Origin of the sequence: Lacibacterium aquatile (genome assembly GCF_042683105.1) — a bacterium.
GTDB lineage: Bacteria > Pseudomonadota > Alphaproteobacteria > Elsterales > Elsteraceae > Lacibacterium > Lacibacterium aquatile.
This window is the reverse complement of sequence record NZ_JBHUIP010000001.1, coordinates 99,805-114,923: the sequence shown is the minus strand read 5'-3', so window position 1 is coordinate 114,923 and position 15,119 is coordinate 99,805. Positions and strand designations below refer to the sequence as shown.

The 15,119-nt window shown below is 61.8% G+C and carries 18 protein-coding genes; 8 read left to right on the top strand and 10 right to left on the bottom strand.

Annotated features, from left to right (window positions below; genetic code table 11):
* The first annotated feature begins 11 nt into the window (after positions 1-11).
* Positions 12-1,139, top strand: a complete 1,128-nt coding sequence (locus ACFSM5_RS00590; RefSeq protein WP_379874018.1) for a hypothetical protein — start codon at positions 12-14, stop codon at positions 1,137-1,139.
* On the opposite strand, the gene ACFSM5_RS00585 is transcribed toward ACFSM5_RS00590, so the two are convergent.
* The gene (locus ACFSM5_RS00585; protein WP_379874016.1) at positions 1,099-1,560 is read right to left on the bottom strand and encodes an Lrp/AsnC family transcriptional regulator; all 462 of its coding nucleotides are present in this window, start codon (positions 1,558-1,560) and stop codon (positions 1,099-1,101) included. The two genes, ACFSM5_RS00590 and ACFSM5_RS00585, sit on opposite strands and share 41 nt — an antisense overlap.
* 109 nt (positions 1,561-1,669) lie before the next feature.
* On the opposite strand from ACFSM5_RS00585, the gene ACFSM5_RS00580 reads away from it, so the two are divergent.
* Positions 1,670-2,641: a DMT family transporter gene (locus tag ACFSM5_RS00580; protein WP_379874013.1), complete on the top strand. Its 972-nt coding sequence runs from the start codon at positions 1,670-1,672 to the stop codon at positions 2,639-2,641.
* Here the strand turns inward: ACFSM5_RS00580 and rsmA are convergent.
* Genes rsmA through ACFSM5_RS00565 form a run of 3 tightly spaced genes read right to left on the bottom strand, consistent with a single transcriptional unit; the run spans position 2,564 to position 5,659 of the window.
* The gene (rsmA, locus tag ACFSM5_RS00575) at positions 2,564-3,400 is read right to left on the bottom strand and encodes a 16S rRNA (adenine(1518)-N(6)/adenine(1519)-N(6))-dimethyltransferase RsmA (RefSeq protein WP_379874011.1); all 837 of its coding nucleotides are present in this window, start codon (positions 3,398-3,400) and stop codon (positions 2,564-2,566) included. The two genes, ACFSM5_RS00580 and rsmA, sit on opposite strands and share 78 nt — an antisense overlap.
* Before the next feature lies 1 nt (position 3,401).
* Entirely contained in the window at positions 3,402-4,385 is a 984-nt protein-coding gene (pdxA, locus tag ACFSM5_RS00570) for a 4-hydroxythreonine-4-phosphate dehydrogenase PdxA (protein ID WP_379874009.1), read from the bottom strand.
* A complete protein-coding gene (locus ACFSM5_RS00565) occupies positions 4,382-5,659 on the bottom strand; it encodes a foldase protein PrsA (protein ID WP_379874006.1) in 1,278 nt (425 codons plus the stop codon). The genes pdxA and ACFSM5_RS00565 overlap by 4 nt, the downstream gene beginning before the upstream one ends.
* Before the next feature lie 203 nt (positions 5,660-5,862).
* On the opposite strand from ACFSM5_RS00565, the gene ACFSM5_RS00560 reads away from it, so the two are divergent.
* The 3 genes from ACFSM5_RS00560 (at position 5,863) to ndk (ending at position 8,355) form a co-directional block, all read left to right on the top strand.
* Positions 5,863-7,356, top strand: coding sequence for a leucyl aminopeptidase (locus ACFSM5_RS00560; protein ID WP_379874004.1), 1,494 nt, complete (start codon positions 5,863-5,865; stop codon positions 7,354-7,356).
* A gap of 37 nt (positions 7,357-7,393) precedes the next feature.
* Positions 7,394-7,837 carry a DNA polymerase III subunit chi gene (locus ACFSM5_RS00555; protein ID WP_379874002.1) on the top strand — a complete coding sequence of 148 codons (444 nt, stop codon included), beginning with the start codon at positions 7,394-7,396 and terminating at the stop codon, positions 7,835-7,837.
* 95 nt (positions 7,838-7,932) lie between these two features.
* Complete coding sequence (gene ndk, locus ACFSM5_RS00550) at positions 7,933-8,355, top strand: nucleoside-diphosphate kinase (protein ID WP_379873999.1); 423 nt, start codon at positions 7,933-7,935, stop codon at positions 8,353-8,355.
* Positions 8,356-8,419: 64 nt separating this feature from the next.
* On the opposite strand, the gene ACFSM5_RS00545 is transcribed toward ndk, so the two are convergent.
* The 6 genes from ACFSM5_RS00545 to purM form a co-directional block, all read right to left on the bottom strand.
* A complete protein-coding gene (locus tag ACFSM5_RS00545) occupies positions 8,420-9,133 on the bottom strand; it encodes a metallophosphoesterase (protein ID WP_379874494.1) in 714 nt (237 codons plus the stop codon).
* A 137-nt stretch (positions 9,134-9,270) separates the two neighbouring features.
* Positions 9,271-9,393 carry a hypothetical protein gene (locus ACFSM5_RS00540; RefSeq protein WP_379873997.1) on the bottom strand — a complete coding sequence of 41 codons (123 nt, stop codon included), beginning with the start codon at positions 9,391-9,393 and terminating at the stop codon, positions 9,271-9,273.
* Between the two features lie 110 nt (positions 9,394-9,503).
* On the bottom strand, positions 9,504-9,626 hold the full coding sequence (locus tag ACFSM5_RS00535) for an aa3-type cytochrome c oxidase subunit IV (RefSeq protein ID WP_379873995.1): 123 nt from the start codon (positions 9,624-9,626) through the stop codon (positions 9,504-9,506).
* Between the two features lie 101 nt (positions 9,627-9,727).
* Positions 9,728-10,645, bottom strand: coding sequence for an aldo/keto reductase (locus ACFSM5_RS00530; protein ID WP_379873992.1), 918 nt, complete (start codon positions 10,643-10,645; stop codon positions 9,728-9,730).
* Positions 10,646-10,657: 12 nt separating this feature from the next.
* The gene (purN, locus tag ACFSM5_RS00525) at positions 10,658-11,305 is read right to left on the bottom strand and encodes a phosphoribosylglycinamide formyltransferase (protein ID WP_379873990.1); all 648 of its coding nucleotides are present in this window, start codon (positions 11,303-11,305) and stop codon (positions 10,658-10,660) included.
* Complete coding sequence (gene purM, locus ACFSM5_RS00520) at positions 11,296-12,369, bottom strand: phosphoribosylformylglycinamidine cyclo-ligase (protein WP_379874493.1); 1,074 nt, start codon at positions 12,367-12,369, stop codon at positions 11,296-11,298. The genes purN and purM overlap by 10 nt, the downstream gene beginning before the upstream one ends.
* Before the next feature lie 110 nt (positions 12,370-12,479).
* Here purM and ACFSM5_RS00515 point away from each other — a divergent pair, with 110 nt between their 5' ends.
* From ACFSM5_RS00515 to ACFSM5_RS00505, 3 genes are read left to right on the top strand one after another with little or no spacing between them, the layout of a single operon-like run.
* Positions 12,480-13,613, top strand: a complete 1,134-nt coding sequence (locus tag ACFSM5_RS00515; RefSeq protein WP_379873987.1) for a DUF2066 domain-containing protein — start codon at positions 12,480-12,482, stop codon at positions 13,611-13,613.
* Positions 13,614-13,615: 2 nt separating this feature from the next.
* Positions 13,616-14,011 carry a hypothetical protein gene (locus tag ACFSM5_RS00510; RefSeq protein WP_379873984.1) on the top strand — a complete coding sequence of 132 codons (396 nt, stop codon included), beginning with the start codon at positions 13,616-13,618 and terminating at the stop codon, positions 14,009-14,011.
* Positions 14,011-15,114 (top strand): AI-2E family transporter, encoded by a 1,104-nt coding sequence (locus ACFSM5_RS00505; RefSeq protein WP_379873982.1) that lies wholly within the window; start codon positions 14,011-14,013, stop codon positions 15,112-15,114. The genes ACFSM5_RS00510 and ACFSM5_RS00505 overlap by 1 nt, the downstream gene beginning before the upstream one ends.
* Positions 15,115-15,119 lie beyond the last annotated feature (5 nt).

Sequence of the window (15,119 nt, the reverse complement as noted above, 5' to 3'; positions counted from 1 at the left end):
AGAATTGGCAGATGAGTGACAGCCGACAAGAACTACCAACCGATTTGCAAAGAGACCTCAAAGAGCTTGGTGCGGATTTAGCAACCTTCCATGTATCCCTTGATGTGCTGGCGCGTGTACTGCGGCAGTTTGGTGCTCTGCCTGTCGAAAAAATCGCCAAGCTGGATGGGGAGATAGCTGCAGCCGGAAAACTCTTCGTTTTTTATGGCGAACATATAGGCGACCATTCGCTTCCCAATCCTTTGAGAGAGTTTCTGGAGCGGCGGGGGGTACTTCCCGAGCCGAAGCGGTCGATTACCAAGATTGAAAAGGAGCAGATGTTCCACCAGCTCCTTCAGGTCGAACCGGATCTGGAGTTTCTGTTCCTGTTTCATCGCAACGGTTATCTGCGTCAGGCTGCGCTCGATAAGCTGGACGCACCGTTACCGAACGGTTTCTTTCTGGCTGCTCTGGCCTATCGGCTGAACGATTGGGTGCCGCAGGTTAGCGCCGCGGCCGCCGGTTGCCTTGCCCGTGTGTTGCCCAAGACGGAGAGGGAGATCATCGCGAAGGCGGCAATAGGCCTGATGGATCGGGCCTTTCATTGGCGCCGATGGGGTGCGGAAGCTGAAATATTGGAACAGGCCTTTTCGCAAGCAGATGTCGTGCCGCTCATCGCTAGTATCCTGAGAGAGGCGAAGACAGGTCCGATGGGGCGCACGCTCGGACTGGCCCTACGTTGGCCTCTATTGGACGAGCATATCTCTGATCTATCCAAAAATGCTGTGATGCCTGCGGTTCGCGGCAGGGCTCTGCGGGTCCTGCTCGACGGGAGAGCCACATGGCACATCGGCTATGAAAAACAGATGGTCAATCCCTACCATCGGATCATCCGACGAGTACCAAGTTTTCAGAGTCGGTCAGTCATGCGGAGCGAACCGCTGGAGGCGATCATCCATCAAGGCGCCCTCGACCGCTCGCCCGCCGTCCGGAAAGTCGCCGCCACCGCCCTGGTTCAGAACCGCCAGACACTTGCCAATCGAGACGAGATCATCGCACTGCTCAAAGACGACCGCAGTCCTTCGGTGCGTTCAGCGATTGAGTTCGTCGTCCGCAAGCTCAAAGAGGAGGCAGCCTCCTCTTCACTGGCGTCGTCTTGATGACGGCGGTATAGGTCATGGCGTGGTCGACGAGGCTTTCGAGCACATCATCCATCTCCTCGACAGACCGCACCAGCATATGGGCGAAGAAGGCGTCCTCGCCGGTCAGTTTGTAGCACTCAATGAACTGCGGGATTTCCTGGATCAGCTTTTCCACAAGATGGATCTTGCCGGGCAGGGGGCGCACCCGCACCATCGCGCCGATGGGATAGCCCAGCGCCTTGGTATCGATATCGACGGTGAAGCTGCGGATGATCCCGCTCTCCTGCAGCTTGCGGATACGTTCGGAAACGCTGGGGGCAGACAGGCCGACAAGGCGCGCTAACTCGCTGATCGGCTGCCGGGCGTCCTGTTCAAGGGCGGCTAAGAGCCGGGCGTCAATCTCGTCCAGGCTATGAGTTTCAGATCGTAGGCGTTTCATCGCTTCTGCCTATCTTTCAAAGGCGAAAATCGTATCGGCTTTCGGACCATCCATATAATGGCAGGGCTCGCCTTGCTATAGTCTGGCGGGCTTTCCAAGGGGCGTCGAGATGGTTTGGGGTATTCTGGCGGGGTTGACGACATGTGCGCTCTGGGGGCTGACCTATGTGGTTCCCCGGATGATCGAGCCTTTCAACGCCCTCGACCTGACCGTCCTTCGTTATGTGATCTTCGGTCTGGCTTCCGTCGCCATCATGGCGCACCCCAAGGTGCGGCGGCATCCACTGACCCGCCCGCAGGTCTGGATTGGGCTTGCGACGGGCGTCATCGGCTATCTTGGTTTTTTTCTGGCTGCCGCTTATGCCGTGCAACTGGCGGGCGCCGCAATTCCGCCGCTGATGATCGGGGCGATGCCGGTGCTGCTGGCGGTGATCGCCAATTATCGGGATCGTACAGTCTCCTGGGGCAAGCTGGCGCTGCCGATGGTCGTCATTGCTGCGGGTGTACTGATCGTCAATGTCTCCGCCCTGCGCAGCGTCACGGTCGACGACCGGCTGGCGCTTCTGCTGGGCATCTTCCTGTCGGTGATCTCACTGGCAATCTGGGTCGCCTATGGGTTGGTCGTTGGCTGGATCATGAAGGGGCCTGACGCGCCCAATACGCTCAACTGGACCGGTATCCAGGGGATCGGCGCCGCTGTTTCAAGCCTGTTCCTGCTGCCCCTGACCAGCTTTACCGAGGTGACGGCGACCGGGGAACAGTGGCTGCATTTCGGTCTGCTGTGCCTCGTCATGGGCTTGCTGGGTGCCTGGTTCGCCACCTGGTGCTGGGGCTTTGCCGCGCGACGCCTGCCCTTGGCATTATCGGCGCAGTTGATTGTGGCCGAAACGGTTTTCGGCCTGGTCTATGGTTTTCTCTATGAGGAGCGTTGGCCCGATGCCGCCGAAAGCATCGGGGCGGGCCTGCAGCTTTTCGGCATGGTGACGGCGATTGCCGTCTTCAGCCTAAGCAGCCGCGTAGAGCGCAGAAAGGCGCGCGAAGCCGGCGACGTCGATCTCCTCGGCGCGGGCGGTCGGCAATAGGCCTGCCTGCTCCAGAAACGGGATCGGGTCGCGGCCAAGGCTTTTGAGGCTGGAGCGCAGCATCTTGCGGCGCTGGCCAAAGGCTGCAGCGGTCACCCGCTCCAGCATCGACAGGCTGCCGCAGGGTTCGCGATTGGCGCGCGGCGTCAGCTGGACAACGCTCGACCAGACTTTCGGTGGTGGCGTGAAAGCCTGGGGCGGCAGGTCGAACAGGCTTTCGCAATCCGCCTGATACTGTGCGATGACGGCCAGACGACCATAGGCGTCGTCATTGACCTTGGCGCAGATCCGGTCCGCCACTTCCTTCTGGAACATCAAGGTCAGCGACTGATAGCTGTCGATCACCCGCAGCCAGCCGATCAGCAGTGGCGTCCCGACATTATAGGGCAGGTTCGCGACAATCCGATAGGGCGCGGGGCCCAGGGTGCGAGGGTCGACCTCTAGGGCATCGCCCTCGATCACCTGCAAGCGTCCGCCAGCGGCTTCGACCACCGGAGCAAGGCCCGCGACCATGCGGCGATCCATTTCGATGGCGACCACATGTTTACCACCCGCCAGCAGCAGCGCGCGCGTCAGGCCACCGGGACCGGGGCCAACCTCGATTACGGTGCCTTCGCTTAAGTCCCCGGCATAGCGGGCGATCTTGCCGGTCAGGTTCAGATCCAGCAGGAAGTGCTGACCGAACCGCTTGTCGGCAGCAAGCCCATGGGCGGCGATCATGTCGCGCAGGGGAGGAAGGGCGGCGATCGGATCACTCATGTCAGGCAGTCATTTCCCCGGCGAGGCGGATGGCGGCGATCAGGCTGGCGGGATCGGCAATTCCCTGGCCTGCAATATCAAAAGCGGTGCCGTGATCAGGCGACGTGCGGACAAACGGCAGACCGAGGGTTACATTGACGCCGCCAGCAAAGTCCAGTGTCTTCAAAGGGATAAGCGCCTGGTCATGATACATGCAGAGAGCGACGTCATAGCGTTTGCGCGCCTCTGCATGGAACATCGTATCTGCAGATAGCGGCCCGAAGGCAGCGATGCCCTCCGCCTGAAGCTGAGAGATGGCCGGGCCGACGACCTCGATATCCTCGCGGCCCATCCGGCCATTCTCCCCAGCGTGGGGATTGAGTCCTGCGACGGCGATGCGCGGAGTGGGTAAGCCGAAATGACGCCGGAAGTCGGCTGCCACGATCCGGGCCGTTTCGACGATCAGGTCCGCCGTCAGCAGATCCGGCACCTGACGCAGGGCGACGTGGATCGTGACAGGCACCACGCGCAGCAACGGGCTAGCCAGCATCATCACTGGCTGCGCGCCGCCCGCCAGCGCTCCCAAGAACTCCGTATGTCCGGGATAGGGGAAGCCAACGGACTGCAGGACGGATTTGGCGATGGGGTTGGTTACGACGCCCGCCGCCTTGCCGGACTTGGTCAAGGCCACAGCTTGCTCGATCGAGGCAATGACCGCGCGGGCGTTGGCGCCCGTCGGTTGTCCGGGCCGTGATGGTTCGGCGAGGGAGCAGGGAAGAACGGGCAACGCGTCGGGAAAGACCGCAGCGGCCTCGTCGAGATCGTTGATAAGCCGTATCGGCACAGGGAGCCGGAGCGTTTCAGCTAGGGCAGCCAGATGCGACGGATCGTCTACCGCAGTGAAGACCGGTAGTCCGGGCCTATTCAACCAGGCTTTGAGAGTCAACTCGCTGGCAATGCCTGCCGGCTCGCCCATGGTGAGGGCAAGCGGGCGGTCAAGGCTCAAAGCCGGACCTCGATATTCGCCGTTTGGCGCAGGTCGCGGATCGAGCGGCGGCTTTCAGCTTCAATGCGTTGGACAAAAAGATCGGCCCGAACATCGTTTCGGCTAGGGAGGCCCGCGCCGTCGTCCGATCTATCGCAGACATAGAAGAGGTTTACCCCTTCCGTTGTGCGAGTTGCCGGCGACGTCTTTCCTTTGCCGACGCTGGCAACAGCAGTGGCATATTGTTCAGGAAGCTGAGCCAGTGTGCCAACCCCGATCGGACCGCCACCCAGGGGTTTGACCAGATCGTTGAACGTCTGGCAGCTGTCGGATGCTGCTGCTATCTCGTTCGCGAGCGCGACCTGTCCCTCCCAGTCCCGTGCCGACGCATTGGCTGGAACAGGCAGCAGTACGCGACTTAGGGTCAGAGTCGACTTCGTGGGGTCCGCCGTCGCGCTCAGGCGCTTATCACGGAGATAGAGAATATGATAGCCGACGAGAGTCTTGATCGGCGCACTAACCTGTCCCTGGACAAGCGATGCTGCAGCCCGTTCAAGCTCCGGCTCAAGTTGCCCTTGGCGCACCCACCCCAGATCGCCCCCGGTCGACGCCGCAGCGGCGTTGGAGAACTGCCGAGCTACTTGGGTGAAGGTTGCTCCTTTGCCAAGTTCGGTCAGGATGGTGTCTGCAATCTGTTTGGCCTGAGGCTCGCCGCCTGCGCTATCGAAGCTCAGGAAAATATCGGACAGGCGATATTCTGGCTTACCTTGCGTAGCACGAAGTTCAGCCAACTGCTGATCGACCTCTTCTTCGGTCACGCTACGAGTTGCGCGCACCTTCTGAGCCATCAGCCTTTCCCAGCCAGCGCGGGCGCGTAGCTGGTCTGTAAAAGCTTGGGTGGCGATGCCTTGAGTCTCTAGAGACTTCAGTAGAGCTCCCTTGGGCATCCTAATGCTTTGCTCGATAGCGTCGATCTGGGGGGCAATGTCAGCGTCACTGACACTGACACCCCTGCGGCGCCACTCCTGCATCATCAGCTTCTCTTCGATGATCTGACGGAGAATCTGTGGCGCCAGTTGCCTGCGCACTGTGTCGTTAGCCTGCTGACCTGTCGAGAACAGTTGCAGGTCGATCCGCTCTAGCAGGTCGTACATCGAAATGATGTCTTCATTCACCACGGCAGCGATCCGCAGCATCTGTTGTGCACGCGCGGGCGCCACTGGGGCAAGCCCGGACAGGGGAGATGCGACGCTCAGAATAAGCCCAAGGGCTGCAGTGGTCAGAAGGCGCTTCATCGTCTCAATCGGTTTTGTCATACACGCTTTAGCGTGGGACAGTGCGGCATTTAGCGTAACGGAACAAGGAAAACCGTTCACCATCGACAGCAGCCTTGTCCCGATTTAAGGTCTAGCCCCTGGCCGCACCATTGGGCGGTTCTTAAATAATGCCGGGTCGCCTTCGCGACTGAACGGTCATCCTTTCGAGGGAACGCATAATTATGAAGATCTCTTTCGCCGAACTCGACCTCGCCAAAAAAGGCACGCTGGTCGTCGGCATCGCCGCTGATCGCGCCCTGACTGCCAGCGCGGCTGTTCTGGACGCCCGCATCGGCGGGGCAATCTCGCGTGCTGTCGGCGCCAGCCGTTTTGCTGGTAAGGCGGGTGAGACTCTGGAGATTCTGGCGCCTGTCGGTGTCGATGCCAGCCGCATCGTGCTGCTGGGTCTGGGCAAGCTTGCCGAGATTGACGAAGCTAAGGCCGAAACCCTGGGTGCAAGCCTGTTTGCGGCCGTCAAGGGCCATCCGGAGAAGGACCTGGCCATCGCGGTGGATCCGGTCGTTGGCGCCAGCCTCAGCGCCCAGGACATCGCCGCCGAGATCGCCTATGGCTTCCTGCTGCGCTCCTATCGTTTCGACAAGTATCACACCAAGCTGAAGGCCGAAGATAAGGCCGCGGTCGAAAAGCTGACCGTCATGGTTGCCGATGCCGCCGTCGCCAAGAAGCGCTATCAGAACCTGGAAAAGGTCGCCGATGGCGTTGTCTACGCCCGCGACCTCGTGACCGAACCGGGCAATATCCTCAATCCTGAAACCTACGCTGAAAAGCTGAAGGGCCTGGAGAAGGCGGTCGGCCTCGAAATCGAAGTCCTGACCGTCAAGGATATGAAGAAGCTGGGCATGGGCTCGCTTCTGGGTGTTGGCCAGGGCTCGGTCAGCGAGTCGCGCATCGTCATCATGCGCTGGCAGGGCGCCAAGGACACCTCGGCTCCGATCGCTTTTGTGGGCAAGGGCGTCACCTTCGACTCGGGCGGCCTGTCGCTGAAGCCTGCCAAGTCGATGGAAGACATGAAGTGGGACATGGGCGGTTCGGCTGCCGTTGTTGGCACCATGATCGCGCTGGCGGGCCGTAAGGCGAAGGTCAATGCGGTCGGCGTCGTCGGCCTGGTCGAAAACATGCCGTCGGCTGAAGCTCAGCGTCCGGGCGACGTTGTGACTTCCATGTCCGGTCAGACCATCGAAGTGCTGAATACCGATGCCGAAGGCCGCCTCGTGCTTGCCGATGCGCTCTGGTACACCCAGGATCGCTTCAAGCCGGTCGCGATGATCAATCTCGCCACCCTGACCGGCGCGATCATCATCGGTCTTGGCCACGAACATGCGGGTCTGTTCTCGAACAATGACGCGCTGTCCGATGCCATCCTGACCGCAGGCAAGGCAACCGGCGAAACCCTGTGGCGCATGCCGCTGGGCGAGGCCTATGCCAAGTCGCTGAAGTCCCCGATTGCCGACTTCCGCAATATCGGCGACGGCACCGCCGGCTCGGTCGTCGCCGCAGTGTTCCTGGAGAAGTTCGTGAATGAGGTTCCCTGGGCGCACCTCGACATCGCGGGCGTTGCCTGGGGTGGCTCGGATCGCGGCGTCAATCCCAAGGGCGCGACGGGCTGGGGCGTGCGTCTGCTCGACAAGCTCGTCCGCACCAAGTACGAAGCCTAAGAGTTTAGCAGGTTAGGGCAGGGGCCAGGGATCGACCATGGCGGAGGTTCGCTTCTACCACCTTCAGCGCTCGGCGCTGGAGGTGGCCCTGCCCAAGCTGCTGGAACGTATCCACGGCCTGCCTGCGCGCGCCGTTCTGCTGGCCGGATCCGATGCGCGGGTCGAGTTTCTGGCAAGCAAGCTCTGGGAATATTCCCCGGACAGTTTCCTGCCCCATGGCACCCCCCGTGACGGCCATGCGTCCCGCCAGCCGATTTATATGACGACCGAACCCGGCAACCCCAATGGGGCCAAGGCTCTGGTACTGGTGGATGGGGTGGATGCGCCGCTCGATGGGTTCGAGATGATCTTCGATATCTTCGATGGGCGCGACGATATGGCGGTCGAAGCCGCCCGGAATCGCTACCGAAACGCGAAGGCTGCCGGACATATGTTAAAGTATTTCCAGCAGACCGATAAGGGATGGGAGCAAAAGGCGTAGGGGTCTCCTGCATTTTACGCAGTTGCGAGAGCGCCCCGACATCGCTATAACCCCGCCACCCACCGAATTTCTGATTATTTTGGAGTAGAGCCGTCATGGCCCTTGAGCGCACCCTGTCGATCCTGAAGCCCGACGCGACCCGTCGCGACCTCACCGGCAAGATCAACGCCCGGTTCGAGGAAGCGGGCCTCCGCATCGTCGGCCAGAAGCGCGTCTGGCTGTCGAAGGCCCAGGCCGAGAAGTTCTACGAAGTCCATAAGGCTCGTCCGTTCTTCAACGACCTCGTTGGCTTCATGATCTCCGGCCCGGTCGTTCTGCAGGTTCTGGAAGGCGACAACGCCGTTGCCCGTAACCGCGAGATCATGGGCGCGACCGATCCGTCCAAGGCCGAACCGGGCACCATCCGCCGCGACTTCGCCGAATCGATCGAAGCCAATTCGGTCCATGGTTCGGACAGCCTGGAAAATGCCGCTATCGAAATCGGCTATTTCTTCGCCGGTACCGAAATCGTCGCCTAATACCGACGCTTTCGTTTCGAGCTTGGAAAACCCCGGATCGCAAGATCCGGGGTTTTCTTTTTGCTCAGACCTCGACCACCAGCCTCTCGTTGAACTCAGGATTGAGTTCGATCGGCCAATAGCCGCGCGGATTACAGATCACCCGCGTGTCGCCGATCCTGTAGTCCTGGCTGGTGTGAATATGCCCGTGGATCCAGAGCGCCGGGCTTCCCTCCAGGATCAACCACTCCAGATCCGATGCATAAGCAGCAGACGTGTGATCCTCGGCATAAATCTGCGGGATCGAGCGGCGCGAGGGCGCGTGATGGGTGACGACAACAGTCGGGCCATCGAAGGGCTCTTTGAATTTGTCTCGCAGCCAGGTCACCGACTTTGAATGTAGGATGGCAGCATCCTTGGGGCGGAAGCGGCGATAACCGTCACTCGCGATGCGGATCGTACGGAAATCCGTGATCCTTTCGGCGCAGCGCGTTGCGTCCCCGCGAAGGGCACCTTCATTATCGCCCGCGAACAGGCGAAAATCCGTCCAGAGCGTGCAGCCGAGTACCCTGACGCCAGAGATGATCACTTCCTGGTTCTCAAGAATTGTGATGTGTTTCTGGGCGGCGGGAGCAGCGATCTTATCCAGCGTCCGGTCGATCTTGCCGTCGTAATGCTCGTGATTGCCGAGGATCATCACGACCGGCCCCCCCAAAGGCCTGATGCGAATCGGCAATCGCCTCGGGTAGGCAGCGATTCTTGGTGTAGATGTCACCGGCAAGAATCGTGAAGTCGGCATCCGTCCCCGGTGGTTGCCAGGGGCCGAATTCAAGATGGAGATCGGAGTAGACGGCGATACGAGCCATAGCAGCCTTGAACACGAACTTCTGCGGTTCAGTTCACGCTATAGCAGCGGTCTCGCTGACGGCAAGCCGATCAGACGAGCGTCATGCCCATCAGGCCGATGACGACAAATGCCAGTACGGCGACTGTGAAGCCGAACTTGACGGACGAGGCGAAGAATTTCTGGTGATCGCGTTCCATATCCAGGTCGTGCATAGCAGCGCTCCCGCATGAGAAACCTGTCGCTATTCTACGCCTGTTTTCTGCAAAACAAAACCCCGACCGCTGGGGCCGGGGTTTGTTGCTTCTAGGATAGAAGCCGACGCTTAGATCAGGGTCAGTGCCATCAGGCCGATGATGACGATCGACAACGCGCCGACGACGGTCGAAGCCTTCATCACGTTGTTGAACATCTTCTGGTGGCGGATTTCCATTTCCTGATCGTACATCGGTGACTCCCGAAAAGAATGTGATTGGCGTCGTTTCTAACCTAAACCGTGTCGGCTGTTAAGAGGCCTTACGGCGCAGGGGTGCCAAGGCCTTATACGCTTTACGGCGCAGGCGCGCCGCGGGCTGCTTCCCAGAGGCGGTACCAGTTCTGGCGATCCATGACATGTCCCGCCGCCTTCGACAGGGCTTTGAGGCGATCCAGGTTGCCGGTGCCGACCACGGCAACTGGCTTCACCGGATGGCGCAGCACCCAGGCCAGCGCCGTGGAGGCCAGATCCGGTAGGCCTTCATCCTGGGCGACGAACTCCAGAGCCGCACGCATGCGCTTCGTGGCTTCGTCCGTGGCATCGCCCTTGAAGAGGTTACCGCCCGCCAGCGGCGACCAGATCATCGGCGCCACGCGCTCCTGCTGCAACTGATCGAAGGTGCCGTCGAACATCGGATCGTGGTGGGTTAGCGAGAACTCAAGCTGATTGGTGCAGAGCGGCACCGACAGGCGATCCTGCAACAGGGCGAACTGGCTGGTGGAGAAGTTCGACACGCCGATGTGGCGCACCCAGCCCTTGGCCATGACCTCTTCCAGCGCTTCGGCCGTCTCGTCCGCATCCATCAGCGGGTCGGGGCGATGGACCAGCAGCAGGTCGAGATAATCGGTCTTGAGGATACGCAGGGAGTTCGTGACGGAGCGGATGATATGCTCACGCGAACTGTCGTAGTGCTTCACCAGCGTCTCGGGCCGCGCCGGAGCGATCGGGCGGATGCCGCATTTCGTGACCAGCTGGACGGCTGAACGGTCAACGCCATTCTCTGCCAAACCGAGGCCAAAGGCTTCTTCAGAGCCGAACTTGCCGTAGATATCGGCCAGATCGAAGGAGGTGATGCCCAGGTGCAGGCAGTCGTCGATGAAACGCGCCAGATCCTTCGGCGCCTTGATCTCGTCCTGCTGCAAGAGGCGCCAGGTCCCCCAGGTCAGCGGCGACAATCCGGGGCCAGCGGCGGTAAGCGCAATCTTTTCCATCGGTCGAACCTTTTAGAACTGGGGAGAAATCAGAGGGGTGGCTAAGTTTTTGTCGCCCGTGACGGTGATCCGGTTGCCGGTGATGCTGAGGCGCTTTTCGGCAATCAGACGGACGGCGAGGGGGTAGAGCTTATGCTCCTCTGCCAATACACGGGCGCCGAGGCTGGCCGCGTCATCTTCGTCCAGCACCGGCACCACGGCCTGGGCGATGATCGGGCCTTCATCCATCTCGGGCCGGACATAATGCACGGTGCAGCCGGTGAAACGCGCGCCTGCTTCCAGGGCGCGCTCGTGGGTCTTGAGACCCTTGAGGGCGGGGAGGAGCGAGGGGTGGATGTTGATCATCCGGTCCCGCCAGCCCTCGACAAAACCGTCGGTCAGCAGCCGCATGAAGCCCGCAAGGCAGACGAGCTCTACGCCTGCGGCGCGCAGACGGCGGTCAAGCTCCGCATCGAAGCTGTCCCGGTCGGCGTACTCTTTGTGATTGACGACCGAAGTCGCGATCCCGGCGGCCTTGGCCCGCTCCAACCCTTCGGCATCAGCCTTATTGGAGAGAACGAGGGCTATTTCGGCGGGGAAATCGGGCGCGGCGCAGGCGTCGATCAACGCCTGCAGGTTGGAGCCGCGCCCGGAGATCAGGCACCCGAGTTTCAGGACCATGCAGCAGCGAGGTTGGAGTAGCTGACGCGATGTTCGCTGTCAGTGGCCACAACCCGGCCGATAACCGACGCGTTTTCACCGGCCGAAGTCAGGGCGGCGATGGCGCTGTCAGCGTACTTCTGGTCCATGATGACGACCATGCCGATCCCGCAATTGAAGACGCGGGCCATTTCGGCATCGAGCACACCCTGGCTGGCGAGCCAACCCATGACGGCCGGGGCCTTCCAGGTGGTGCCGTCCAGCTCCACGCCCAGGCCCTTCGGCAGGACACGCGGAATATTCTCGGTCAGGCCGCCGCCAGTGATATGGGCAAAGCCCTTCACGCGGGCTGCCTGCATGACGGCAAGGCAGGAGCGCACATAGATGCGGGTCGGGGTCAGCAGGGCTTCGCCCAGCGACTTTTCCGGCATGAAGGGCGCGGGCTTGGTGAGATCCATGCTCTCGACGATCTTGCGGACCAGCGAGAAGCCGTTGGAATGCACACCGGCCGAGCGCAGGCCGATGACGATATCGCCTGCTTCGATCTGGGTCCCGGTGATCACGCCGTTGCGTTCGACCGCACCGACCGAGAAGCCCGCGAGGTCATAATCGCCCTCGGGATACATGCCCGGCATTTCGGCGGTCTCGCCCCCGACGAGCGCGCAGCCCGCCTGACGGCAGCCTTCGGCGATGCCGGAGACGATGGACTTGCCGGTTTCGACGTCGAGCTTGCCGGTCGCGTAATAATCGAGGAACAGCAGCGGCGTCGCGCCCTGAACCACCAGATCATTGACGCACATGGCGACAAGGTCGATGCCGACGGTGTCATGAAGGCCGGTTTCGATGGCCAGCTTCAGCTTCGTGCCGACGCCGTCGGTGGTCGCAACCAGCAACGGATCGGTGAAACCGGCGGCTTTCAGATCGAAAAAAGCGCCAAATCCGCCCAAGGCAGCATCGGCCCCCGGACGTGCGGTGGAACGAGCGAGCGGCTTGATCGCTTCGACAAGGGCATTACCTGCATCGATGTCGACGCCGGCATCCTTATAGGTGCGATGGTTCTGAATGGTGACTTCCCCGTCTTCGATAGGCTAGAAGGAGGGGCCGCGATGGCCCGCTGCGGTAACGCGGGACAATAGCCGATCCGGGATCGAATGCAATGGTGCGACCCTACGCTTTTCGCCTTATGGCGCCAGTTTTGGCGTTGTTCCTCTCCGTAACCGCTGCAAAAGCGGCCGACGAGGCCTTTTCCATCAGTGGTGTGCCGGTCGATAAGACCGCCGCTTCGGCCGCCGTCGCCCGCGATGGCGCGATTGCCGAAGGCCAAACGGTGGCCTGGACCCGGCTGGTGGAGAAGCTTGCGCTCGACCCCAGCGCCGCCCCCCGCCTGACCGGGATGCCGAGCCGCGAGATCGCTGGTCTGGTCGAAGGCTTCCAGGTGGAGCGCGAACAGGCATCGACCGTGCGCTATATCGCCATCATGACCTATCGCTTCCGCCCGGCGGCGGTTCGTCAGGTCTTCCGGGGCGCGGGCATGGCCTTCACCGAAGGTCAGGCGCGCCCTGTGGTGGTTCTTCCCTTGCTGATCGAAGCGAACAGCACCCGCAAGCTCTGGGAAGCGGACAACGACTGGAAGCTGACCTGGAGCCAGCGCCCCCTGCGTGCCGGTCTGGTGCCGCTTGTCCTGCCGCGCGGCGGTGCTGAAGACGCTGCCGTGGTCGATGCCGCCGCCGCCGAACAGGCCAGTGCCAATTCGGCCCAGATGCTGCTGACGCGCTATAGCGCCATCGACGTCGTGGTCGCGATGGCGGCTTTCGAGCCGTCAGGCGTGGTCGGTACCCTGAAGCAGGGGGGTGCCACCATCGCCACTGCCCGCGTTCCCCTGGGCCCGATGGATACAAGGGAAGAGGGGCTCTATAAGCTCGCCGCCGAACTGACCGCTGGCCTCGAACATAAGTGGAAGTCCGAGCGCGGCACTCCGGCCACCTCCGGCATGGTGGGCGGTCCGACCGCCTTCGATGCCCGTGTCCCTCTGTCCGGTCTGGCCGAGTGGCAGGAGATCCGCCGTCGCCTCGCCACCATTCCGCAGATCCGCACCGTCAATGTCCGTGCGGTAGCCCCGCGTGAAGCGATCGTCGGACTTGAGCTTGCGAGCTCGCTGGAGCAGGCGAAGAGCGCCCTGGCCGCCCGTCAGCTTGCCATCGAGGAAGCCGAGGACGGCTGGCGCCTGCGCTTCACCGGCCAGGTGACGGCTCCGGCTCCTGTCCCGGCTGCACCCGCACCGACAACTGCGCCGGTTCCCGCAACCAATCCGCCGGTAACGACCCCCTGATCATGACCGACCGTACCTTTGAAACCAGCGCAGCCGGTGTCGCATCGGCTGCTTCTGCCGCGCGCCAGCATCCGCTGGCGATGCCTTTGGCCCTGGCAGGCGTCTTTGTTTTCGCCAGCCTGACCATGCGGGAGCTGATTCCCGACTGGCTGGCGATGATCGTTGCTCTGCATGCCGCCGCTGTCGGGGCTGCCCGTCGGCGCGAGGTTGCTACCGGGAATATGATCTGGGGGGTGTTCGTCCTTCAGGCTCTGGCTCTGCTTTGGCTCGCCCTGTCGCTGAGGCAGGGGTTGGAATGGCCGGAAGTCGAGCTTGCCATCTTCTCGACAACTGCCATTGCAACCTTGGCCTTCGCCGGATGGCTGATCGTCCGGGTCGTGCGGAAACTGGGGGTCTGATGCTTCACCAACGGCAGGTCATCTGGGCGGTTCTGATCGCGTGTTTTCTTGCGCTGATCTGGCTGCTGTCGCCCATCTTGCTGCCGTTTGTGGCCGGCATGGCCATCGCCTATGTCCTCGATCCCTCGGTCGATTGGCTGGAGCGGCAGCGTGTCCCGCGCACATTAGGCGCGGCGATTATGATCGTCGTGTTCTTCCTGACGATCCTGCTGGTGCTGCTGCTGTTCGTGCCGCTGCTCCAGGGGCAGGTGACGGAGCTTATCCAGCGGCTGCCGACGATGTTGACGGCCCTGCGCGACCGGGCCGACAGCCTGTTGATCGATATTCAGAACGAAATCGGTGTCGCGCCTGAAGAGATGCGGTCGCTGCGCGACCAGATTGGCGATCCAGGGCAGGCGCTCTCCTATGTCGCAGGCCTGCTGGGGAGTGTCGTGGCGCAGGGCGCTGCCTTCGTCAATATCGTCTCCCTCGTCCTGATCACGCCGGTTGTTGCGTTCTATTTCCTGCGGGACTGGGACCGGCTGGTCGACCGTATCGACATGCTGCTGCCGCGTCAGCATCTTGAGGTCGCCCGGGAGCAAGCCCGCGAAGTCGACGAGATCCTGGCAGGCTTTGTGCGCGGGCAGGCGCTTCTTTGCCTGAGCCTTGGGACCTTTTATGCCATCGGCCTGACGGCGGTGGGGCTGGATTTCGGCCTCATCATCGGCATGCTGGCGGGCATCCTGTCCTTCATTCCCTTCGTGGGCGCGATTGTCGGCGGCGTCGCTTCCGTCGGATTGGCGCTCCTGCAGTTCGACAGCTTCGTGAGTGTCGCCATCGTCGCGGGCGTCTTCGTGGTGGGGCAGGTGCTGGAAGGTTATGTCCTTCAGCCCTGGCTGGTGGGCGACCGGGTCAAGCTGCATCCGATGTGGGTGATCTTCGCCCTGCTTGCCGGTGGCGCACTGTTTGGCTTTCTCGGCGTGCTGCTGGCGGTGCCGGTCATGGCGATCATCGGTGTGGCTGCGCGTTTTGCCATCAGCGGTTATATGTCCAGTTCGCTCTACGATCATTCGGTTCAGGATAAGTTGAGCGGCCAGCCTCTGCCTGACGATCAGGCGCCGTAACGTCC

Bases quoted from the DNA above. Each gene is read 5' to 3' on its own strand.
- ACFSM5_RS00590 (WP_379874018.1), top strand. From the start codon at position 12: ATGAGTGACAGCCGACAAGAACTACCAACCGATTTGCAAAGAGACCTC.
- ACFSM5_RS00585 (WP_379874016.1), bottom strand. From the start codon at position 1,560: ATGAAACGCCTACGATCTGAAACTCATAGCCTGGACGAGATTGACGCC.
- ACFSM5_RS00580 (WP_379874013.1), top strand. From the start codon at position 1,670: ATGGTTTGGGGTATTCTGGCGGGGTTGACGACATGTGCGCTCTGGGGG.
- rsmA (WP_379874011.1), bottom strand. From the start codon at position 3,400: ATGAGTGATCCGATCGCCGCCCTTCCTCCCCTGCGCGACATGATCGCC.
- ACFSM5_RS00565 (WP_379874006.1), bottom strand. From the start codon at position 5,659: ATGAAGCGCCTTCTGACCACTGCAGCCCTTGGGCTTATTCTGAGCGTC.
- ACFSM5_RS00560 (WP_379874004.1), top strand. From the start codon at position 5,863: ATGAAGATCTCTTTCGCCGAACTCGACCTCGCCAAAAAAGGCACGCTG.
- ACFSM5_RS00555 (WP_379874002.1), top strand. From the start codon at position 7,394: ATGGCGGAGGTTCGCTTCTACCACCTTCAGCGCTCGGCGCTGGAGGTG.
- ndk (WP_379873999.1), top strand. From the start codon at position 7,933: ATGGCCCTTGAGCGCACCCTGTCGATCCTGAAGCCCGACGCGACCCGT.
- ACFSM5_RS00545 (WP_379874494.1), bottom strand. From the start codon at position 9,133: ATGCCGACTTCACGATTCTTGCCGGTGACATCTACACCAAGAATCGCT.
- ACFSM5_RS00540 (WP_379873997.1), bottom strand. From the start codon at position 9,393: ATGCACGACCTGGATATGGAACGCGATCACCAGAAATTCTTCGCCTCG.
- ACFSM5_RS00535 (WP_379873995.1), bottom strand. From the start codon at position 9,626: ATGTACGATCAGGAAATGGAAATCCGCCACCAGAAGATGTTCAACAAC.
- ACFSM5_RS00530 (WP_379873992.1), bottom strand. From the start codon at position 10,645: ATGGAAAAGATTGCGCTTACCGCCGCTGGCCCCGGATTGTCGCCGCTG.
- purN (WP_379873990.1), bottom strand. From the start codon at position 11,305: ATGGTCCTGAAACTCGGGTGCCTGATCTCCGGGCGCGGCTCCAACCTG.
- ACFSM5_RS00510 (WP_379873984.1), top strand. From the start codon at position 13,616: ATGACCGACCGTACCTTTGAAACCAGCGCAGCCGGTGTCGCATCGGCT.
- ACFSM5_RS00505 (WP_379873982.1), top strand. From the start codon at position 14,011: ATGCTTCACCAACGGCAGGTCATCTGGGCGGTTCTGATCGCGTGTTTT.